This window comes from Rhodococcoides navarretei (genome assembly GCF_038069675.1).
GTDB lineage: Bacteria > Actinomycetota > Actinomycetes > Mycobacteriales > Mycobacteriaceae > Rhodococcoides > Rhodococcoides navarretei.
The window spans coordinates 4,009,960-4,027,629 of the sequence record NZ_JBBPCN010000001.1 but is presented as its reverse complement, the minus strand read 5'-3'; the positions used below and the strand labels follow the sequence as shown (position 1 = coordinate 4,027,629).

Annotated in this window: 17 protein-coding genes; 8 read left to right on the top strand and 9 right to left on the bottom strand. The window is 65.5% G+C overall.

The genetic code is table 11. The features are described 5' to 3' along the window. Window positions 1–90 precede the first annotated feature (90 nt). Complete coding sequence (purM, locus tag AABD04_RS18910) at window positions 91–1,191, top strand: phosphoribosylformylglycinamidine cyclo-ligase (protein ID WP_243593841.1); 1,101 nt, start codon at window positions 91–93, stop codon at window positions 1,189–1,191. Between the two features lie 73 nt (window positions 1,192–1,264). Here purM and AABD04_RS18905 read toward each other — a convergent pair whose 3' ends face one another. The 3 genes from AABD04_RS18905 to ygfZ all read right to left on the bottom strand — a co-directional run bounded on the left by AABD04_RS18905 (window position 1,265) and on the right by ygfZ (window position 3,490). Next, window positions 1,265–1,459 (bottom strand): DUF3073 domain-containing protein, encoded by a 195-nt coding sequence (locus tag AABD04_RS18905; RefSeq protein WP_008719426.1) that lies wholly within the window; start codon window positions 1,457–1,459, stop codon window positions 1,265–1,267. A gap of 247 nt (window positions 1,460–1,706) precedes the next feature. Then, on the bottom strand, window positions 1,707–2,345 hold the full coding sequence (locus AABD04_RS18900) for an MOSC domain-containing protein (RefSeq protein WP_341442097.1): 639 nt from the start codon (window positions 2,343–2,345) through the stop codon (window positions 1,707–1,709). After that, window positions 2,342–3,490: a CAF17-like 4Fe-4S cluster assembly/insertion protein YgfZ gene (gene ygfZ, locus AABD04_RS18895; RefSeq protein ID WP_423228169.1), complete on the bottom strand. Its 1,149-nt coding sequence runs from the start codon at window positions 3,488–3,490 to the stop codon at window positions 2,342–2,344. The genes AABD04_RS18900 and ygfZ overlap by 4 nt, the downstream gene beginning before the upstream one ends. A gap of 112 nt (window positions 3,491–3,602) precedes the next feature. Here ygfZ and AABD04_RS18890 point away from each other — a divergent pair, with 112 nt between their 5' ends. The 6 genes from AABD04_RS18890 (at window position 3,603) to AABD04_RS18865 (ending at window position 11,737) form a co-directional block, all read left to right on the top strand. Further along, window positions 3,603–4,901 (top strand): dicarboxylate/amino acid:cation symporter, encoded by a 1,299-nt coding sequence (locus tag AABD04_RS18890; RefSeq protein WP_341442096.1) that lies wholly within the window; start codon window positions 3,603–3,605, stop codon window positions 4,899–4,901. Window positions 4,902–4,925: 24 nt separating this feature from the next. After that, window positions 4,926–5,792: an aminodeoxychorismate lyase gene (locus tag AABD04_RS18885; RefSeq protein WP_341442095.1), complete on the top strand. Its 867-nt coding sequence runs from the start codon at window positions 4,926–4,928 to the stop codon at window positions 5,790–5,792. Between the two features lie 131 nt (window positions 5,793–5,923). Next, complete coding sequence (locus AABD04_RS18880) at window positions 5,924–7,411, top strand: cytochrome ubiquinol oxidase subunit I (RefSeq protein ID WP_243593836.1); 1,488 nt, start codon at window positions 5,924–5,926, stop codon at window positions 7,409–7,411. Between the two features lie 9 nt (window positions 7,412–7,420). After that, entirely contained in the window at window positions 7,421–8,458 is a 1,038-nt protein-coding gene (gene cydB / locus AABD04_RS18875; protein ID WP_341442094.1) for a cytochrome d ubiquinol oxidase subunit II, read from the top strand. After that, window positions 8,455–10,143, top strand: a complete 1,689-nt coding sequence (cydD, locus tag AABD04_RS18870) for a thiol reductant ABC exporter subunit CydD (RefSeq protein ID WP_341442093.1) — start codon at window positions 8,455–8,457, stop codon at window positions 10,141–10,143. The genes cydB and cydD overlap by 4 nt, the downstream gene beginning before the upstream one ends. Then, window positions 10,136–11,737: an amino acid ABC transporter ATP-binding/permease protein gene (locus tag AABD04_RS18865; protein WP_341442092.1), complete on the top strand. Its 1,602-nt coding sequence runs from the start codon at window positions 10,136–10,138 to the stop codon at window positions 11,735–11,737. The genes cydD and AABD04_RS18865 overlap by 8 nt, the downstream gene beginning before the upstream one ends. Before the next feature lie 176 nt (window positions 11,738–11,913). Here AABD04_RS18865 and AABD04_RS18860 read toward each other — a convergent pair whose 3' ends face one another. Next, window positions 11,914–12,555, bottom strand: a complete 642-nt coding sequence (locus AABD04_RS18860) for a heme-binding beta-barrel domain-containing protein (protein ID WP_341443099.1) — start codon at window positions 12,553–12,555, stop codon at window positions 11,914–11,916. A 384-nt stretch (window positions 12,556–12,939) separates the two neighbouring features. On the opposite strand from AABD04_RS18860, the gene AABD04_RS18855 reads away from it, so the two are divergent. Beyond that, a complete protein-coding gene (locus AABD04_RS18855) occupies window positions 12,940–14,412 on the top strand; it encodes a cutinase family protein (RefSeq protein WP_341442091.1) in 1,473 nt (490 codons plus the stop codon). A gap of 79 nt (window positions 14,413–14,491) precedes the next feature. Here the strand turns inward: AABD04_RS18855 and AABD04_RS18850 are convergent, their stop codons facing one another. The 5 genes from AABD04_RS18850 to AABD04_RS18830 form a co-directional block, all read right to left on the bottom strand. Then, window positions 14,492–14,797, bottom strand: a complete 306-nt coding sequence (locus AABD04_RS18850; RefSeq protein ID WP_243593831.1) for a DUF1416 domain-containing protein — start codon at window positions 14,795–14,797, stop codon at window positions 14,492–14,494. 1 nt (window position 14,798) lies between these two features. After that, window positions 14,799–15,635, bottom strand: a complete 837-nt coding sequence (locus tag AABD04_RS18845) for a sulfurtransferase (protein WP_243593830.1) — start codon at window positions 15,633–15,635, stop codon at window positions 14,799–14,801. 38 nt (window positions 15,636–15,673) lie between these two features. Further along, the gene (locus tag AABD04_RS18840) at window positions 15,674–16,147 is read right to left on the bottom strand and encodes a DUF4395 domain-containing protein (RefSeq protein WP_243593829.1); all 474 of its coding nucleotides are present in this window, start codon (window positions 16,145–16,147) and stop codon (window positions 15,674–15,676) included. A 252-nt stretch (window positions 16,148–16,399) separates the two neighbouring features. Further along, window positions 16,400–16,813, bottom strand: coding sequence for a thioredoxin family protein (locus AABD04_RS18835; RefSeq protein ID WP_341442090.1), 414 nt, complete (start codon window positions 16,811–16,813; stop codon window positions 16,400–16,402). Further along, window positions 16,810–17,589 carry an LmeA family phospholipid-binding protein gene (locus tag AABD04_RS18830; protein ID WP_341442089.1) on the bottom strand — a complete coding sequence of 260 codons (780 nt, stop codon included), beginning with the start codon at window positions 17,587–17,589 and terminating at the stop codon, window positions 16,810–16,812. Before AABD04_RS18830 ends, AABD04_RS18835 begins: the two co-directional genes overlap by 4 nt. Window positions 17,590–17,670: the final 81 nt, after the last annotated feature.

The following is a 17,670-nucleotide window of genomic DNA, read 5'->3' as shown; positions in this document are numbered from 1 at the left end:
TCTTCTCCTGACCGGGCACTCCGGTACCGTTAGGGCGCTATCTGTGCCGTCACGGGCGCTGACATGATCGAGTACACAGGCTGGAGCCGAATGACCGAGGAATCCCAACCCACGAGCGCAACTCACTCGGGCGGTGCCTCCTACGCGGCGGCCGGGGTCGACATCGCCGCAGGAGATCGAGCAGTGCAACTGTTCGCGCCGCTCGCCAAGAAGGCCAGTAGGCCCGAGGTCATGGGCGGTCTCGGTGGTTTCGCCGGCCTCTTCGCGCTCAAGGGCGACTACCGCGAGCCCGTCCTGGCCGCCTCGACCGACGGCGTCGGCACCAAGGTGGCCGTGGCGCAGGCGCTCGGAAAGCACGACACCCTCGGTCTCGACCTGGTCGCAATGGTCGTCGACGACCTCGTCGTCTGCGGTGCCGAGCCACTGTTCCTGCAGGACTACATCGCCGTGGGCCGCGTGGTTCCCGAGCAGGTCGCGGAATTGGTCAAGGGCATCGCAGAAGGCTGCGTCATCGCCGGCTGCGCGCTGCTCGGCGGCGAGACGGCCGAGCACCCGGGACTGATGGCCGACGGCGATTACGACCTCTCGGCCACCGGCATCGGCGTCGTCGAGGCGGATTCGATCCTCGGACCCGAGCGGGTACGACCCGGTGACGTCGTCATCGGCATGGGATCGTCGGGCCTGCACTCCAACGGCTACTCCCTCGCTCGCAAGGTGCTGCTGGAGATCAACCACATGGATCTCGGCGGACACGTCGAGGAGTTCGGTCGCACTCTCGGTGAGGAACTGCTCGAACCCACCAAGATCTACGCCAAGGACTGCCTCGCACTCGCTGCGGAAACCGACGTCCGCACGTTCTGCCACGTGACCGGCGGCGGATTGGCGAACAACCTCTCACGGGTCATGCCCGAGGGCCTCGTCGCCGAACTCGACCGCACCACGTGGAGCCCGGCTCCGATCTTCTCGCTGATCGCGCAGCGTGGACGCGTCGAGCGGGCCGAGATGGAGCAGACGTTCAACATGGGTGTCGGCATGGTTGCCATCGTGGCACCCGAGGACGTCGACCGCGCCCTCGCAGTGCTGACCGCACGTCACATCGACTGCTGGACGCTGGGCACGGTGAAGAAGGCGACCGGTAAGGACGTCGCCGACGAGCGTGCGCTGTTGCTGGGTAACCACCCGCGGTTCTGATCGCGGCGTTATCGCACGAACAAATGAGGGGGAGCCGCACTGCGGCTCCCCCTCAGTCGTTCAGTGCACAAAACTAGCGTCGCCAGTCCTCGTACTCGTCTTCCTCGACTCGGGAATGCACATCCGAGTCAGAGTGGATGCCACGATGGGAGTTGGACGAACCACCGGAGAGTTCCTTCTGCAGACTCTCCAAGTCCGTTGTCGGCGAGCTGTACTTGAGCTCACGAGCGACTTTTGTCTGCTTTGCCTTAGCCCTGCCTCGGCCCATGGCGGTGCCCCCTCGCGGACTTGCGGGGCGGCCTGGGGAAATTTGGCGGCCCCGTTAGAGTTGGTATTTCTTCCTGGCACACACTCTAGCGCGCGAATCGCCGCGATGCGCATACGGCACCTCGTGTCGGTGGCATGCGACCGGGCGCGACACGCCCGGGGCAGGGGTCGGCGCTGCCTGTACCTGCACATATCCGTGCACAGGCAAACTATCTACGTTTCGCGACACGAGAACTACGTGCTGCGCGTCATGGCCTTCTCACGGATTTCAGTGCTCCCGCCGCGTCGCGGTACACCTTCGGTGCCAATCCCGGCTCGTCGAGCAGAGTCGCCATCGCCACCGCATCCTTCCCCTCGAAGAGCATGCGCACCGTCACCCCGTGTTCCGGGACGGACTGCACTGCAACCGCGTCACCGCCGGCGAACACCCCCGGTTCGATGACTCGGAGGTACGCCCCCACATCACCTCGATCCGTGAAACGGCGGATCCACCTCGGCTCGTCCATCCATCGCGCGAACGTCCCACAGGGCTTGCGGGCGATCGTCACCTCCAAGGTCACCGTTCCGACGCGCCACCGCGACCCGATCACCGCGTCGGTCACCGGTACACCCTCGGTGCGGAGATTCTCGCCGAATCGACCCGGTGGAACCGGCACCCCGAGCTCGGAGGCCCAGTACCGGGCTTCCGCCTCGTCGTAGGCGTAGACGGCCTGATCGAGCCCGCCGTGGAACTTCGTGTCCCGGCAGTGATCGCCGCCGATGCCGAGCTCGTGGACGTCCACCGGTCCGTCGACAGGTCTCTTGTCGATGCCGCTGTCGACCACCGCGCGGCGTCCGAACGGCACGTCGGCATGCACCACGCAGACCGCCAGAACGGTTCCGGTCACCGGCCGCGCAGGCGGTCGACGGCAGCGCGGCCGGCCTGGACGTCGTCGTAGGACGGGATGGAATCAGGATCGATGGATGCCGCGCACGGACCCGCCTCGAGGGCGGTGTCGACCGGAATCGTCCGCTTGAGCAGAGCCAACGCGATCGGGCCGAGCTCGAAGTGGTCGATGACGGTACCCAGACGCCCCACCGTGCGGCCGCCTGCGGTGACCGCATCGCCGGTGCTGGGCCTGCCGTCCGCCGAACCGTCGAGATGAAGCAACACCAGGTGACGCGGCGGGCGACCGAGATTGTGAACGCGCGAGACCGTCTCCTGGCCGCGATAGCAGCCCTTCTCCAGATGCACCGCGCCGAACTCGGCGGCGCTACCGATCCACCGAACCTCGTGCGGGATGGTCTTCTCGTCGGTGTCCACGCCCACGCGTGGACGCAGCGATTCCACGCGCAAGGCGTCGAACGCCCAGGTTCCGGCGGGAGCGGCTCCGGCGTCGCGAAGTCGGAGGAACCAGTCGACCAGGTTCGCGCGGGGGATCACCACGTCGTACGAGTTCTCGCCCGGCCACGGCATCCGCCGAACGAAACCGCCGCCGTCGATCGCCGACGCACCGTAGGTCTCGCTCGGGGCTGGCAGGCCGGCCTTGTCGAGAATCGACGCCGCGTCGGATCCGAGGACGGTGAGAACGGCGAGTTCGTCGGCCTCACGGGGTTCGGCCTTCGCCCAGAACACCATCTTCTTCAGGAACGAGAGCAGGTCGGGGCCGGCCACGCGTTCGGTGTCGATGTACGTGACGCCGCCCGAGTCGGTCTGCACGAAGTGATGCTCGATGCGGCCGTTGACGTCCAGGCTCAGATTCTCGGCCGAGCTGCCGTCGGCCAGGTTCGAGACGAGTTGGCTCGAGATCGTGTTCAGCCAGCTCAGCCGTTCGTCGCCGCTGATGGCGAGGACGAAGCGATGGGATCGATCGATGACGGCGGCCCCGCTCACGGCGTGGCGTTGCTCGCCGAACGGATTGCCGTAGTGCCAGGCCACTCCGGCGTCGACGCTGTCGTCGGGGGAAGGAACCGCACCGGGAAGGGTGAGAAGAGGACTCGGGGTGATCGTCACGGAATCGGACACCACTCCATAGTAGGAGCAGCCCGGCATGTCCTCGGCGGCCGACGGGGCACGAACCGGTCAGCGGAGGGTCGCGGGACGTTTTACATACGTGCAACCCGTCCGATATCTGCCTGCGTTTCGGCCCGCCTACGTTGAGCGCGTGAAATATCTGAAGCACCCGGCAGCGCAGATCGGCCTGGCCGCGGTCGGCGGAATCGTGTTCGGTCTGATCGTCGGCGACTGGGCGTCGAACCTGAAGTTCGTCGGCGACCTGTTCATCCGCTTGATCCAGATGTCGATCGTTCCACTGGTGATGGCATCGGTGATCGTTGCGACCGGGTCGATGTCCGGCACCGGCACGGGAAAGATCGCGGCTCGCACGTTCAAATGGATGATCGGGTTCTCGTTCGTGGCCGCGGTCCTGGCCTGGGTGCTCAGCAGCCTCATCCAGCCGGGTGCAGGCATGGTGTTCACCCAGGAACTCGATCCCGATCTCGAAGAAGCGGCAGGCGAGGCGCTGGGCTGGCAGGACACGCTGCTCAACTTCGTCTCGACGAACGTCTTCAGCGCCATGTCGACGGCCACGATGGTGCCCATCATCGTCTTCTCGTTGCTCTTCGGTATCGCGCTGCGCAGTCACATCTCCAAGACCGGTGACACCGGCGTCCTCACGCTCATGGATCAGTTCCAGCAGATCGTGCTGACCATGATTCGCCTGGTGATGGTGATTGCACCGGTCGGCGTCTTCTGTCTGCTCGCCGCGCTCGCAGGTGATGTCGGATTCTCCGTCGTCTCCACCGCACTGAGCTACCTGGGCACGACGCTGCTCGGCGTGCTGATCCTGTTCGTGCTGTTCGTCGTGGTGGTCACGGTACGAACCCGATTGGACCCGAGGTTGCTGCCGGCCAAACTCACCGAGCAGACGGTCATCGCCGTCACCACCACCAGTTCCGCTGTCACGTTCCCGACGGTGCTGAAGAACACCGTGGAGAAGGTCGGCGTCAGTCAGAAGGTCGCCAACTTCACGCTGTCGATCGGGCTGACCATGGGGTCGTACGGTGCGGTTCTCAACTACATGATCGTCGTGATGTTCCTCGCGCAGGCAGGCAACATCGAGCTGAGCCTCGGCCAGATCGCTCTCGGAATGGGACTGGCGATTCTGCTGAACATGGGCACCATCACGGTGCCGGGCGGATTTCCCGTGGTCGCGATGTTCCTCGCGACGTCGTTGGATCTGCCGTTCGAGGCCGTCGGCCTGCTGATCGCCGTGGACTGGTTCGCCGGAATCTTCCGCACCTTCCTCAACGTCAACGGAGACACCTTCGTCGCGATGCTGGTGGCCAACGCCGACGACGAGATCGACCGCGAGGTCTACGACGGCACCAAGGTCGTCGTCGCCGAGGAGATCGACCTAGACGAGTACCGCGACGTCATGGCCCAAGCGGATCGGGCGGACTGACCCCGCTGCTCTACAGTGACGGCCATGTCGGAGTCGGTAGTGGTGACGTTGGACGGCCGGGTGCACGACGCGAATCGGCCGTTGCTGTTCGCCGACGATCTGGCGGCCGTGCGTGGTGACGGCGTGTTCGAGACGCTGCTCGTGCGGGACGGGGTGGCGTGCGCGGTGGAGTTGCATCTGGCGCGACTGGTGGCGTCGGCCGAGGCATTGGATCTACCCGTTCCCGACCTGGATGCGTGGCGAGCAGTCGTGCAGCAGGCCACCGAACGGTGGGCGGAGGCGTCGACGGAGGAGGGCGTGCTCCGGCTGGTGCTCAGCCGCGGACGCGAGGGCGGGGGAGGCCCGACTGCCTACGTGACGGTGGGGCCGCTTCCCGGACGAGTGCGGAGCGCGCGTGCGGACGGAGTGTCGGTGATCACGCTCGATCGCGGCTACTCGGTGGATTTCTCGGCGGGTGCACCGTGGCAGCTCGCGGGGGCCAAGACGTTGTCCTACGCGACGAACATGGCCGCGTTGCGGCACGCCGCGACGCTCGGGGCCGACGATGTGATCTATCTCAGCAGTGAGGGGCGGGTGCTCGAGGGTCCGCGCTCGACGGTGGTGCTCGCCCGCGGTAAGACTCTCGTCACACCGTCGGTGGAACAGGGCATCCTCGCCGGAACCACGGTCGCCGGGTTGTTCGGGGTTGCCGAGGCTGCCGGGTGGGAGTGTTCGCACGGCCACCTGTATCCCGCGGATCTCATTGCTGCAGATGGTGTTTGGCTGGTGTCCTCGGTGACCCTCGCGGCTCGGGTCGCGTCGATGAACGGTGTCGTCCTCGGGCGTCCCGGCCCGCGCGACGAGGTGCGGGAGATGGTCGATCTGGCCGTTCGGACCCCCGAGAAGGCGTAAGGGTCCGACGACCCTGTCGTAAGACTCTTCCCTACTACTACTCGTAGTAGTACTGTCGAATTTGTCGCGGGCCAACGCCCTGACCTGCGGTGTTGCCCGTCACAGCTCGGGTACGAGAGTTCGGAGTACTGATGGACGCGTTGGATGTCTCGAGGTGGCAGTTCGGTATCACCACCGTCTACCACTTCATACTGGTTCCCCTCACGATCGGGCTGGCTCCGATGGTGGCCGCCATGCAGACCATGTGGGTGATCACCGGCAAGGACTCCTGGTATCGGCTGACCAAGTTCTTCGGCAAGCTGTTCCTCATCAACTTCGCCCTCGGCGTCGCCACCGGAATCGTGCAGGAATTCCAGTTCGGTATGAACTGGAGCGAGTACTCCCGTTTCGTCGGTGACGTCTTCGGCGCACCACTCGCCCTCGAAGGTCTGGTGGCCTTCTTCCTCGAATCCACTTTCCTCGGACTGTGGATCTTCGGCTGGAGCCGCCTTCCGAAACTCGTTCACCTGGCGACAATTTGGCTCGTCGCCATCGGCGTCAACGCCTCGGCCTACTTCATTATTGCGGCCAATTCCTGGATGCAGCATCCCGTCGGCGCGATCTACAACGAGGAGACCGGCCGCGCGGAACTGACCGACATCTGGGCCCTGCTCACCAACAACACCGCGCTGGCGGCATTTCCGCACGCCGTGGCAGGAGCGTTCCTCACCGCGGCGACCTTCGTCGCCGGAATCTCCGGCTGGTGGATGGTCCGCGAGGCCCGCAAGAACAAGGGTGGCGTCGGACCGCAGGATCCGCTTCGGGAATCCAACTCGCGGAGTATGTTTCGTCCCGCAGCTCGCATGTCCTTCGTCATCATGATCGTCGCAGGTGGCGCGCTGGCCATCACCGGCGACATTCAGGGCAAGCTGATGTTCGAGCAGCAGCCGATGAAAATGGCCTCGGCGGAATCGCTGTGCGACACAGAGACCGGAGCCAGCTTCTCGCTGCTGACCGTCGGAACCCACAACAACTGTGAATCCGTGGTGCACCTCATCGCGATACCCGGCCTCACCTCGTTCCTGGCGGAGAACGACTTCGGGGCCACCGTGCAGGGCGTCAACCAGTTGCAGGAGCAGTACGAGCAGCAATTCGGACCGGGCAACTACAAGCCGAACCTGTTCGTCACCTACTGGGCCTTCCGAATGATGATCGGACTGGCCGCCGGATCGGCCTTGCTCGCCATCGCGGGACTGTGGGTCACCCGAGGGGGTCGAGTGCCCGATCAGAAGTGGTTCTCGTGGCTGAGCCTCGCGGCGATCCCGACGCCGTTCCTGGCCAACAGTGCCGGCTGGATCTTCACCGAAATGGGCCGGCAGCCATGGGTTGTCGCACCCAACCTGTCGGGTGTCGATCAAATCCGGCTCACCGTCGACCAAGGTGTCTCGGACCATCCCGTCGGCCTGGTCGTCGCCTCGCTGGTCACCTTCACCCTGCTCTACGCGGCACTGGGCGGCGTGTGGTTCTACCTGCTCCGCCGGTACGTCATCGAAGGACCTCTCGACCACGACGCGCATCCGCACGTCGACCCGCCGGACTCGGAAGACGAAGAGCCCAAACAGCTCTCGTTCGCGTACTAGGGGATAGCAATGTCACTGCCCGAATTCTGGTTCTTCGTCATCGCGTTCTTCTTCGTCGGCTACTTCGTGCTCGAAGGCTTCGACTTCGGCGTCGGCATGCTCATGCCCATTCTGGGACGGCACTCCGACGCCGCGACCGGGGAGAAGCGTCGCCGTACCGTGCTCAACACCATCGGACCCGTCTGGGACGGCAACGAGGTGTGGCTCATCACTGCGGGCGGAGCCCTGTTCGCCGCCTTCCCCGAGTGGTACGCCACACTGTTCTCCGGCTTCTATCTCCCGCTGCTGCTCATCCTGGTGGCCCTGATCCTGCGGATCTGCGCCATCGAGTGGCGCGGCAAGATCGACGACCCGCTATGGCGTCGACGCTGCGATATCGGCATCGGCATCGGCTCCTGGGTTCCGGCGGTGCTGTGGGGTGTCGCCTTCGCGAACATCGTGCGCGGGGTCGCGATCGACGAGAACAAGAAGGTCACCGCCGGCTTCTTCGACCTGCTCAATCCCTACGCCCTGCTCGGCGGAGCCACCATGGCACTGGTGTTCGCCCTGCACGGTGCAGTGTTCATCGCACTCAAGACCTCCGGCGACGTGCACGAGGATTCGGTGAAAATCGCAGCACGCCTGTCGGTTCCGGCCGTTCTCGTCGGCGGGACATTCGCTCTGTGGACCCAACTCGCGCACGGGAAGACCTGGACGTGGCTACTCGTCGGCGTGGCCTCGGTCGCCCTGCTTCTCGTCGTCGCACTGACCGCGAAAGTACGGGAAGGCTGGGCCTTCGTCTTCACCAGCATCGCCATCGTGGCCGTCGTCGTGCTGCTGTTCGCATCCCTGTTCCCCAACGTCATGCCGTCGAGTACCGATGCCGCCTTCGATCTCACGATCGCGAACGCGTCGTCCAGTCCGTACACGCTGAAGGTGATGACCTGGGCCGCGGCATTCGCAGCACCGGTTGTCCTCGGGTATCAGGCGTGGACGTACTGGGTCTTCCGCCAACGCATTTCGAGTGATCGGATCCCGGACTCGATCGGATTGACGGTGAAGTCGTGACCACTCCCGCTCGCTCGCGGGGGCCGATCGATCCCAGACTCTGGAAGTACTCTCGGCCCGCGCGTGGCTACATGATGGTCACGGTCGCGCTGTCCACCGTCGTCACGCTCTGCATCGTCGTGAGTGCGTTGACCCTCGGCCGCGTACTGGCCGGTGTCATCACCGACCCGACAGCCAGATCGCTGTCGGTCTGGACGACGGAACTGGCGGTGCTGGCGGGAGCAACAGCTGTTCGAGTGCTCGCGACCGGAGCCCAGTCCCGGTACGCGCACCGGTCGGCGTCGCGGGTGGTGGCCGAACTCGAAGTCGACGTGCTCACCGCAGCAACGCGATTCGATCCTCGCGAGCTCGACGCCGAACGGGAAGAGTTGGCCGTCGTCGTGACCCGAGCCATCGGGGGACTGCGGGCGTATCTGACCGGGTACCTGCCGGCGTTGGTGCTGGCCGCCATCGTCACGCCACTGGTACTGGTCGTCATCGTCACCCAGGACGTGACCTCGGCGGTGGTCATCGCGGTCACCTTGCCGCTCATCCCCATCTTCATGATCCTGATCGGCTTGTTGACCAAGGGCCGGGCCGCGGCGACGCTCGCCACGATGACCCGGTTGTCTGCGCAGATGCTCGATCTCCTGGCCGGTCTACCGACCTTGCGCGCACTGCGCCGTGAACACGGACCGGCCGCCCGCATCCGAGCACTCGGCGACGCCCATCGACGAACGACGATGCGCGCGTTGAAGGTTGCCTTCCTGTCGTCGATGGTGCTCGAGTTGCTCGCGACCCTGTGTGTCGCGCTGGTGGCCGTCGGTATCGGATTGCGCTTGGTGTTCGGGGAGATGACCCTCGAAGCAGGAATCATCGCGTTGATCCTCGCGCCCGAGGTGTACTTCCCGCTGCGTGCCGTCGGTACCCAGTTCCACGCAGCGGAGGACGGCGCCGAGGCCGCCGACCGCGCATTCCGAGTACTGGATCGGCGAACGACGCAGCCGACCGGTGGGCGCACCGTCGACGCTACGGCCGCGGACATCGAACTCGTCGGGCTCACCGTCGAGAGTCGGGACGGCGATGCTCCGGCAGGGCTGAGTGCGCTGTGTCGGGCGGGCACCATCACGGTACTCACCGGCCCGAACGGCTCGGGTAAATCGACTGCACTGCATGCCGTTCTGGGGCTGACGATCCCGACGAGCGGTGCGGTTCTCGTCGGCGGAGTGCCCGTGGTCGATCTCGATCTCGACCGGTGGTGGGCGCAGGTCGCGTGGCTTCCGCAGCGGCCGGTACTGCTTCCCGGCACGCTCTACGAGAATGTCGTCCTGCACGGGGTGCCCGACGCCGATGCGTTGGACGCAGCCTGCCGCGCTTCGGGTTTCGATGCCGTACTGCGAGATCACCCGAACGGCTGGAACACTCGCGTCGGACAGGGCGGAGTTGGACTCTCCCTCGGTGAGCTGCAACGCCTGGCCCTGACGCGAACCTTCGTGGCCGACGCTCCGGTGATGGTGTTGGACGAGCCGACGGCGCACTTGGACGCGACGAGTGAACACGCTGTGCTGCAGGCCATTCGGGATGCAGCGGACCGAGGCGTCACCGTGGTGATGGTCGGCCACCGGCGGTCGGTGCTGCAGGCAGCGGATCGTGTCGTCGAGGCGCGAAGCAGCTCGCCGACGGTACGGGAGTTCGATCATGTCTGACCTACGACGAGCTCTGGCCCTGTTCGAGCTGTCACCGCGGCGGGTGGCGCTGGCGTCGGCGGCCGGGGTGGCAACGCTCGGCAGCGCACTGGCTCTCGCTGCGCTGTCTGCATGGTTGATCACCCGAGCGTGGCAGATGCCTCCGGTGATGGACCTGACCGTGGCAGTGGTAGCCGTTCGAGCACTGGGTATTTCGCGCGGTGTGTTCCGCTACCTCGAACGGTTGACCACCCACGACGCGGCACTGCGCGGTACGACGGCAGCGCGCACGAGGATCTACGAGCGTCTGGCGAACGGACACGGCACAACCGCTCTGCGGCGCGGTGACGTCCTCGCTCGCACCGGGGCGGACGTCGACGTGCTCGGCGACGTGGTCGTACGGGCGATCGTCCCCATCTGCGTCAGCGTCGTGATGATGCTCGCGGCCGTGGGACTGCTCGCAGGTATCGCGCCGGCTGCCGCGTCGATCCTGGCGGTGGCGTTGCTGATCGCGGGCGTGGGCGCACCGATCCTGGCCGCGCGGTCGGCACGGATCGCCGAAGAAGCCGGAGCCGACGCCGACGCCCGGTTCGCCGAGACCGCCGTCCGAGCACTCGACCATGCCGCAGAACTGCGAGTGGCCGGACGGCTCGACGCGACGCTCGCCGAAGCCGCAGGGGCAGCACAGGATTCCGTGATCGCCCGCGACCGTGCGGCGCGGCCGTCGGCGCTGGCCGATGCGGCCGGGCCGCTGTCCATCGGGGCGTCGGTGATCGGGTCCTTGCTCGTCGGCATCGGGCTGTACGGACCGACCGGAGGCACCCCAGGCGGCATGACCCCGATGGCCTTGGCGATCATCGTGTTGGTTCCGCTGGCCGCCTTCGAAGCGACCGCGGCACTGCCGGGCGCGGCGATCGCCCTGATGCGTGGACGAATCGCGGCAACTCGAATCATGGCGATGCTCGATGCGGCTCCGCCGCATGTGCACGGAACTTCGACCCCTGCTACGAATTTCCGCGCACATGCGCGCAGCGCTCTCGTCGGGCCCAGCGGATCCGGGAAGACCACGATGCTGCGCGCGCTGGCCGAGGAATACGGTTCGGAGGCAGCACTGTTCGCCGAGGACGCGCATCTGTTCGACACCTCGATTCTGGAGAACCTGAGGGTGGTACGCGGCGACGTCGACGAAGAACAGGCAACGGACGCACTGCGACGCGTCGGCCTCGGCCCGTGGCTCGACGCTCTGCCGCTGGGAGTGCACACCACGCTGGTCGGCGGCGCGCAGGCGGTCTCCGGGGGAGAGCGACGCAGACTGCTGTTGGCGCGCGCTCTGCTCAGTACGGCGCCGATCGTGCTGCTGGACGAGCCGACGGAACATCTCGACAGAGTCTCCGGCGAACGGATACTTCGAGAGCTGCTCACCACCGACGGTGGCCTGTTCGGTGCCGACCGAACCGTGGTGGTCGTCACCCATCAATTGCCGGAGAACACCGACGCGGACCAGGTGATCGATCTCGGCGCAGACCCGGAGAAAAAACCCTTTGCCGACTCGGAATCTCCGGCGTACGTTGGGAGTACACGAGAGAGGAGGTGGTCTGAAGTTGATGAACTCTAGGACGCGTGAGGTGGCTGTCAGCTAGCCGCAACCGCTGACGGATTCACTCGGAAGACCGCGCGAGCGGCAGGCGAATCCCAGGCAGCTACCCGGCCCCCGAGCCCCCGACCTGTCCGGTCGGGACCTGAAAGCAGGTATGGCTCGGGGGCCGTTCGCGTGCAGTGGGTAGGTGAGAGTCAGCCGATGTAGCGTGACAGGCGAGCGGACAACCGCGGTGCCAGTGGGCCGTCGGCGACGACGCGTTCCTCGACGTACGCGAGATCTCCGCCCTCGACGATGCCGTAGAGCCGTCGGGCCCCGCCCACCAGAGCGCCCGATGTGCTGCGAATGACGACGTCGGTGGCGAGCTCCCAGGACGACTGGGTGAGTGCGTGGCCGTAATACAGCTCGACGACGCCGGTGCTGTGAGTCAGCAGCAGTTCGACGACCTCTTCGTTCTCGGAGCCCTTTTCGCCGTGGCCCCCACTCATGCGCCAGAATCCGGTCTCGCGGAGGTCCGGATGTGCGAAGTTGCCGTCGGAATCGAGACGCCACGACCGCGATTCCCAGCTCAGGTAGCTACCGCCGTCGTGGGTGACGATGATCTGCTGACCGAACGGGTAGTCGGTGCCGAACTCCGGGTCGTGCCCCTCACCCTCGCCGCGCCACACACCGACGAGCGGCAGCAGGGCGAGCATGGAGGGATGCAGATCGGGGCCGAGGCGGACATTGGCGGTGTCGTCGGGATGCGGAATGTCCGGCAGGACCGGAACATTGCGCGTCGACGCCTCGGCGAACTTCTGTTCGGCTGCCGCTATCGCTTCGTCACCGCTGGTGATGGGGGTGTCGAGGCCCTCGTCACCATTGCTTGGTTGCCCCGCGACCGGTTCTGTCACGACTCGTCGTTGACCAGTCGGTAGACGACATAGAGCGAGAACGCGATGATGGCTACTGCCGCAAGCGCCAGCAATACCTCGAAGAAGATGACCACGAGAGCGAGTTTAACCCGCGGCGATCGTCGTGGAGAACAGCGGCCCGAATCCGGCCTGTGTCTTTGGTGACATATAACCGGATTCGAGGATACGAGTGGGCTGGATCACCCGTCGTGGTGGAGAATTCCCGGCGAGCAGGTACCTTCTTCGAGGGGCGTCGGGTGGTACAGGATCAATTCCCGATGTTGTTCACTGTGTTTCGCCACGAAGACTGGGGAGGTCTCCGCACCAATGCTGCGTCGTAAACTGGCTCTGACATCCGTGTTTCTCAGGTCGGCGGCGGTGACCGTGGCGTTGGCGCTTGCCGCTCCCGCAGTTGCGCTCGCCGCTCCGGACTCGGGATCGGCAGACTCCGGATCGTCCGACTTCGGGTCCTCGCAGGGCCCGAACATCGACCCGAACAACTACGCGCAGGACTGCCCGGACGTGTTGATGCTGGCCGTGTCCGGGGCCACCGACTCGGACGCGGATCGCAATCCCCTCAACGAGGAGTCGCAGACCATCGCGTCCAACTGGGTCGGGAACGTCACGGTGCCCACCGGTGAGGTCAACGCAGGCAGCCCCGGCACGGTCGGCTGGCTCTACGTCCCCTATGCATCGACGTACGGCGTCGGTTTCCTGGACGACGTGTTGACCTACCAGCAGACGATCGACGACGGTATTGCCTCGACCAATCGTCTCCTGGACGAGTACAAGACCAAGTGCGGTGACAGGACGAAGTTCGTTCTCGTCGGCTACAGCGTCGGCGGAGAGGTACTCGATCGGTTGGCCGTCGAGATCGGCCGACGCGACCCCGGTGCCTTGGTCACCGGCGACGACATCGCAGGCGTGATGATGATCGGCTCGCCCTACCGTCCGGCCGGTGTGCCGAACTTCGAGGACGAGCCCGGGCAATCACGCGGCGGGTTCATGGACCAGTCGCCCCGGGACTACGGAACGCTGACCGACAAGGTCACGTGGTCGTGCCGGCCCTACGATCTGGCGTGTGACGCACCGGCCGACATCGAGTTCCTGCAGCTGGCGCTGGAGATCATCTCGCAGATGCGGATGACGCTGCTCAACCCGGTGCAGACCGTGTCCGACTTCGCGCGTGCAGTGACGACCATCGCCACCCGCGCGATCGTCGACATCGCAACGAACAAGACCTGGCTCGAATCCGACGAGACCCTTCTGCAGGTTCTGGTGAAGGTGGCGGACGTGGACTACACGGTCGCCGATCAGCAGGCGGCGGACGCACTCACCCCGGACCAACTCCTGGCAGATCTCAACTGGGCACTGGGGCCGGGAGCCGAGACCGTGGAAGCGAAGCTGCGTGCCGAGGGCGAAGGGCTGGTGGACAACAACAAGGGCATCGTCGACGTCGTGCTCGGGCCGTACCTGCTCATCGGATTCCTGCAGCATCTGTCGTACTGGTACAACGACCCGAACGACGGCTACGAGTGGGAGAGCGAGAAGGTCGTGGCCTGGGTCACCGATCTTGCCCGCACCGAACGGGAGAAGGAGAACGCGCCCGAGGTCGTCACCCCGGAAGCCCCCGAGACCGCACCCGAAGCCCGACTGCTCCCGGTGCCCGGAACGCAGACGAGGGTCAGCGATCTCGGAGCGTTCCTCGAGTCCCAGGGCATCCCGGTACCGGAAGGGATGTTCCCGCCCCAGTACTCGACGGTGCCCGATCCGGCAGCCTCGGCACCCGTTCCCAACTAGAACCTCCGCTGGACCGAAAGAACCCCGCACCTGCGAGCAGGTGCGGGGTTCTCTTCTCGTTCGATGCGAGCGGGTCGAATCAGACTCCGACGGTCACATTCGCCGAGTGCACGCCTGCGCTCTCGGGGGCGATGACGGTGTCTCCGTTGCCCGATGCCGACAGCGCACGCAGCGTCCACTGTCCGGGTGCGGCGAAGAATCGGAAATCTCCGGTGCCCGACGCGACGACCTCTGCGGTGAACTCACCGCTGCCGTCGAGCAGACGCACGAACGCGCCTGCTACGGGCTCACCGTCGCCTGCGAGGACGCGGCCGGTGATGACCGTTTCCTTCTCGACGTCGACGCCTGCGGGGATGGTCTGGCCCTGTACGGGTGCTCCACACATATCAGTGAACCTCCAACTCGATGGGTGCTCCGACGAGGGAGCCGTACTCGACCCAGCTGCCGTCGTAGTTCTTGACGTCTTCCTTGCCCAGGAGCTCCTTGAGGACGAACCAGGTGTGGCTCGAACGCTCACCGATGCGGCAGTAGGCGATGGTGGCCTTGCTGTCGTCGTAGCCCTTGGTCTTGTACAGCTCTTCGAGCGCTTCGTCGGACTTGAAGGTGCCGTCCTCGTTGGCGGTGGTGCTCCACGGGATGTTGATCGCGGACGGCACGTGGCCACGCTGCTGCGCCTGTTCCTGCGGCAGGTGCGCCGGGGCGAGGATCTTGCCCGAGAACTCGTCGGGCGAACGGACGTCGATCAGGTTCTTGTTTCCGATGGCGTCGATGACCTCGTCGCGGAACGCGCGGATCGACAGGTCGGGGGCCTCGGCGCGGTACTGGGTGGTCTCGCGGCTGACGACGTCCTTGGACAGCGCACGGCCGTCGAGTTCCCACTTCTTGCGTCCGCCGTCGATGAGCTTGACGTCCTGGTGGCCGTACAGCTTGAAGTACCAGTACGCGTAGGCGGCGAACCAGTTGTTGTTTCCGCCGTACAGGACGATGGTGTCGTCGTTGCTGATGCCCTTGGCCGACAACAGGTCCGAGAACTGTTCCTGGTTGAGGAAGTCGCGGCGAACCGGGTCCTGCAGGTCCTTGCGCCAGTCGAGCTTGACCGCACCGTCGATGTGTCCGCCGTCGTAGGCGCTTGCGTCTTCGTCGACCTCGACGAAGACGGTCTTCGGTGCGTTCAGGTTCTGCTCGGCCCAGTCGGCCGAGACCAGGACGTCGGAGCGAGCCATGGTGTTCCTTTCGGTCTTTCTCTGTGGATCGGTGAGGGTCAAGCAGTGGTGCGCAGCCGCGCAGCGAGGGGGTAGATCATGCAACCGAGGCAGACCGCGAATGCGGCGTTGAGGAAGGCCGCGAACAGTGCGAAGCCTGCCGCCACGGTGCCGACGACGGGAGCGCCGAGCGCGAAGCCGAGAACTCCCACGGCGGCGAACACGAAGCCCACCAATTGAGCGAACTTCAACGGTGCCACCGGTTCGCGTTCACTGGTGGGGGAGAGACGCGGTGCGACGAATGTCGCAAAGATCGTGCCGTACGGACTGTGCTTGGGTCCGCGGACGGCTCCGATTCCGAACACGATCGCCTGTAGCCCGAGCAGGATTGCCGCCGCGGGGACCGAGAACGTGGTCAGGAGCAGAACGACGACCAGGACGGCGGTGGTGATCCACGCTGCGAAGCGCGGACCGCGAACGTCGACCTGATCGATCGTGGTGGGGGTGGTGGTTCTGGTGTCGGGTGTCGACATCGAGTGGTACTCCTGTGCGAGGCCGGGCACGCCGCATCGGCAGTGCTCGGACATGGATTTCGATCATCGGGCCGGACAGCACGCATGGGCGTGGCGGCAGAAGGAAATCAGCAGCAGCGACAGCAACAACCGCCCAGTCGGCACAGATCAACTGTGCGTCGACTGGTGAGCATCAGCTCGCGGCGGGAGAACACGAAGAGCATCCTACCTTCTACCAGCAGCGCGTCCTACCGCCGGTCCCGGCAGGTCCGGTCACAGCGCGTCGAGCGCCGACCGCAGGTCCGCCGCAGACGGCACGCCCGCAATTCTGGAGCGCCGACGCAACTCGGTGTCGAGGACGAACGTCGTGGGTAGCGACAGCACTCCCAGTTCGCGGGCGAGATTTGGGTGGGCGTCGATGTCGAGTTCGACTTCGCGTGCTTCGGTGCGGTCGGCGAGAACCTGATGCACCACACGCCGCACGGCAGCGCACGGACCACACCAGTCCGCCGAGAAGTGCAAAATCGTCGAAGTTCCCGAGGTGACGCCCGCATCGACGAGCAGCGGGAGAAGGTCGTCTGAATCGGTGGACGCGATGGTGCGTACGGCACCGGAACGACGACGCAGAATCAAACCGACAGCAACGGCAAGGATCACCACGACGACAAGAACTGTGATCCCTGTCACGGCTTTTCGATTTCGTTGAGGTCGATCGTCACGTTGTCGCCCGACCCTTCGACGACGATCTGCGAGCCCTCTGCGTAGACGTCGGTCGGCTGGAGTCCGAAGGGCAGGCTCTGGCGTTCGATGGTCTTGGTGAACATTCCGAGGACCGCGGGCACGGCGAAATCGGGGATCGAGAAATCCGCCTGACCCTCCGGACCGAAGTACAAGTCCGACGCCACGATGGCGACGCTGTCACCCTCGAGCACGAGGTCGGCCTTGACGCTCACCGTCGTCTCGAGCGGACCGATCGGAACCGTTCCGGTCAGCACGACGCCACCGGTGGTGGTCATGCCCGACCCGCCGGAGCCGCCGGTGCCGTCGGACTTGTCGGCCGGTGGCGCGGAAACCTGCAGGTCGACGATGCCGAGGAACCGGCCGAGGTCCGTCGCCTCGATGCGGACGCGGCCGTCGAGCTCGTCCACCGGGATCGCCCGCACGTTGTTGTCGATCAAGTCGGACAGCTCGATGTGTACGCCGCGAAGATTGGCCTCGATGGTCGTCGAGCCGACGTACTCGGTGGGCACGTCCTGCGCTCGGATCTCGATGTTCTGGTAGCGGCCGTCCGCCGTCTGGGTGAGGAACGGAAAGCCGTGCACGATCACCTGAGGATCGGAGGTGAGCTCACCGCCGGCGCGGATCGCGCGAGAGACTCGGTACTCCGAGTAGGCCGCAGCGCCGAAATCCACCACGAGCGCGAGGGCCAGCAGGCTGGCGAGTCCGATGAGAAGTGTGCGCACCGGACCATTGTGACCGACGAATCGCGCACTGCCCCCTTCGGCCGGTTGTACGGACAAGCTAGTCTGTGTCCTTGACGATCA

Coding starts and splice junctions, on each gene's coding strand:
- purM (WP_243593841.1), top strand. CDS start 91: ATGACCGAGGAATCCCAACCCACGAGCGCAACTCACTCGGGCGGTGCC.
- AABD04_RS18905 (WP_008719426.1), bottom strand. CDS start 1,459: ATGGGCCGAGGCAGGGCTAAGGCAAAGCAGACAAAAGTCGCTCGTGAG.
- ygfZ (WP_423228169.1), bottom strand. CDS start 3,490: ATGCCGGGCTGCTCCTACTATGGAGTGGTGTCCGATTCCGTGACGATC.
- AABD04_RS18885 (WP_341442095.1), top strand. CDS start 4,926: ATGTCGGAGTCGGTAGTGGTGACGTTGGACGGCCGGGTGCACGACGCG.
- AABD04_RS18880 (WP_243593836.1), top strand. CDS start 5,924: ATGGACGCGTTGGATGTCTCGAGGTGGCAGTTCGGTATCACCACCGTC.
- cydB (WP_341442094.1), top strand. CDS start 7,421: ATGTCACTGCCCGAATTCTGGTTCTTCGTCATCGCGTTCTTCTTCGTC.
- AABD04_RS18865 (WP_341442092.1), top strand. CDS start 10,136: ATGTCTGACCTACGACGAGCTCTGGCCCTGTTCGAGCTGTCACCGCGG.
- AABD04_RS18855 (WP_341442091.1), top strand. CDS start 12,940: ATGCTGCGTCGTAAACTGGCTCTGACATCCGTGTTTCTCAGGTCGGCG.
- AABD04_RS18850 (WP_243593831.1), bottom strand. CDS start 14,797: ATGTGTGGAGCACCCGTACAGGGCCAGACCATCCCCGCAGGCGTCGAC.
- AABD04_RS18845 (WP_243593830.1), bottom strand. CDS start 15,635: ATGGCTCGCTCCGACGTCCTGGTCTCGGCCGACTGGGCCGAGCAGAAC.
- AABD04_RS18840 (WP_243593829.1), bottom strand. CDS start 16,147: ATGTCGACACCCGACACCAGAACCACCACCCCCACCACGATCGATCAG.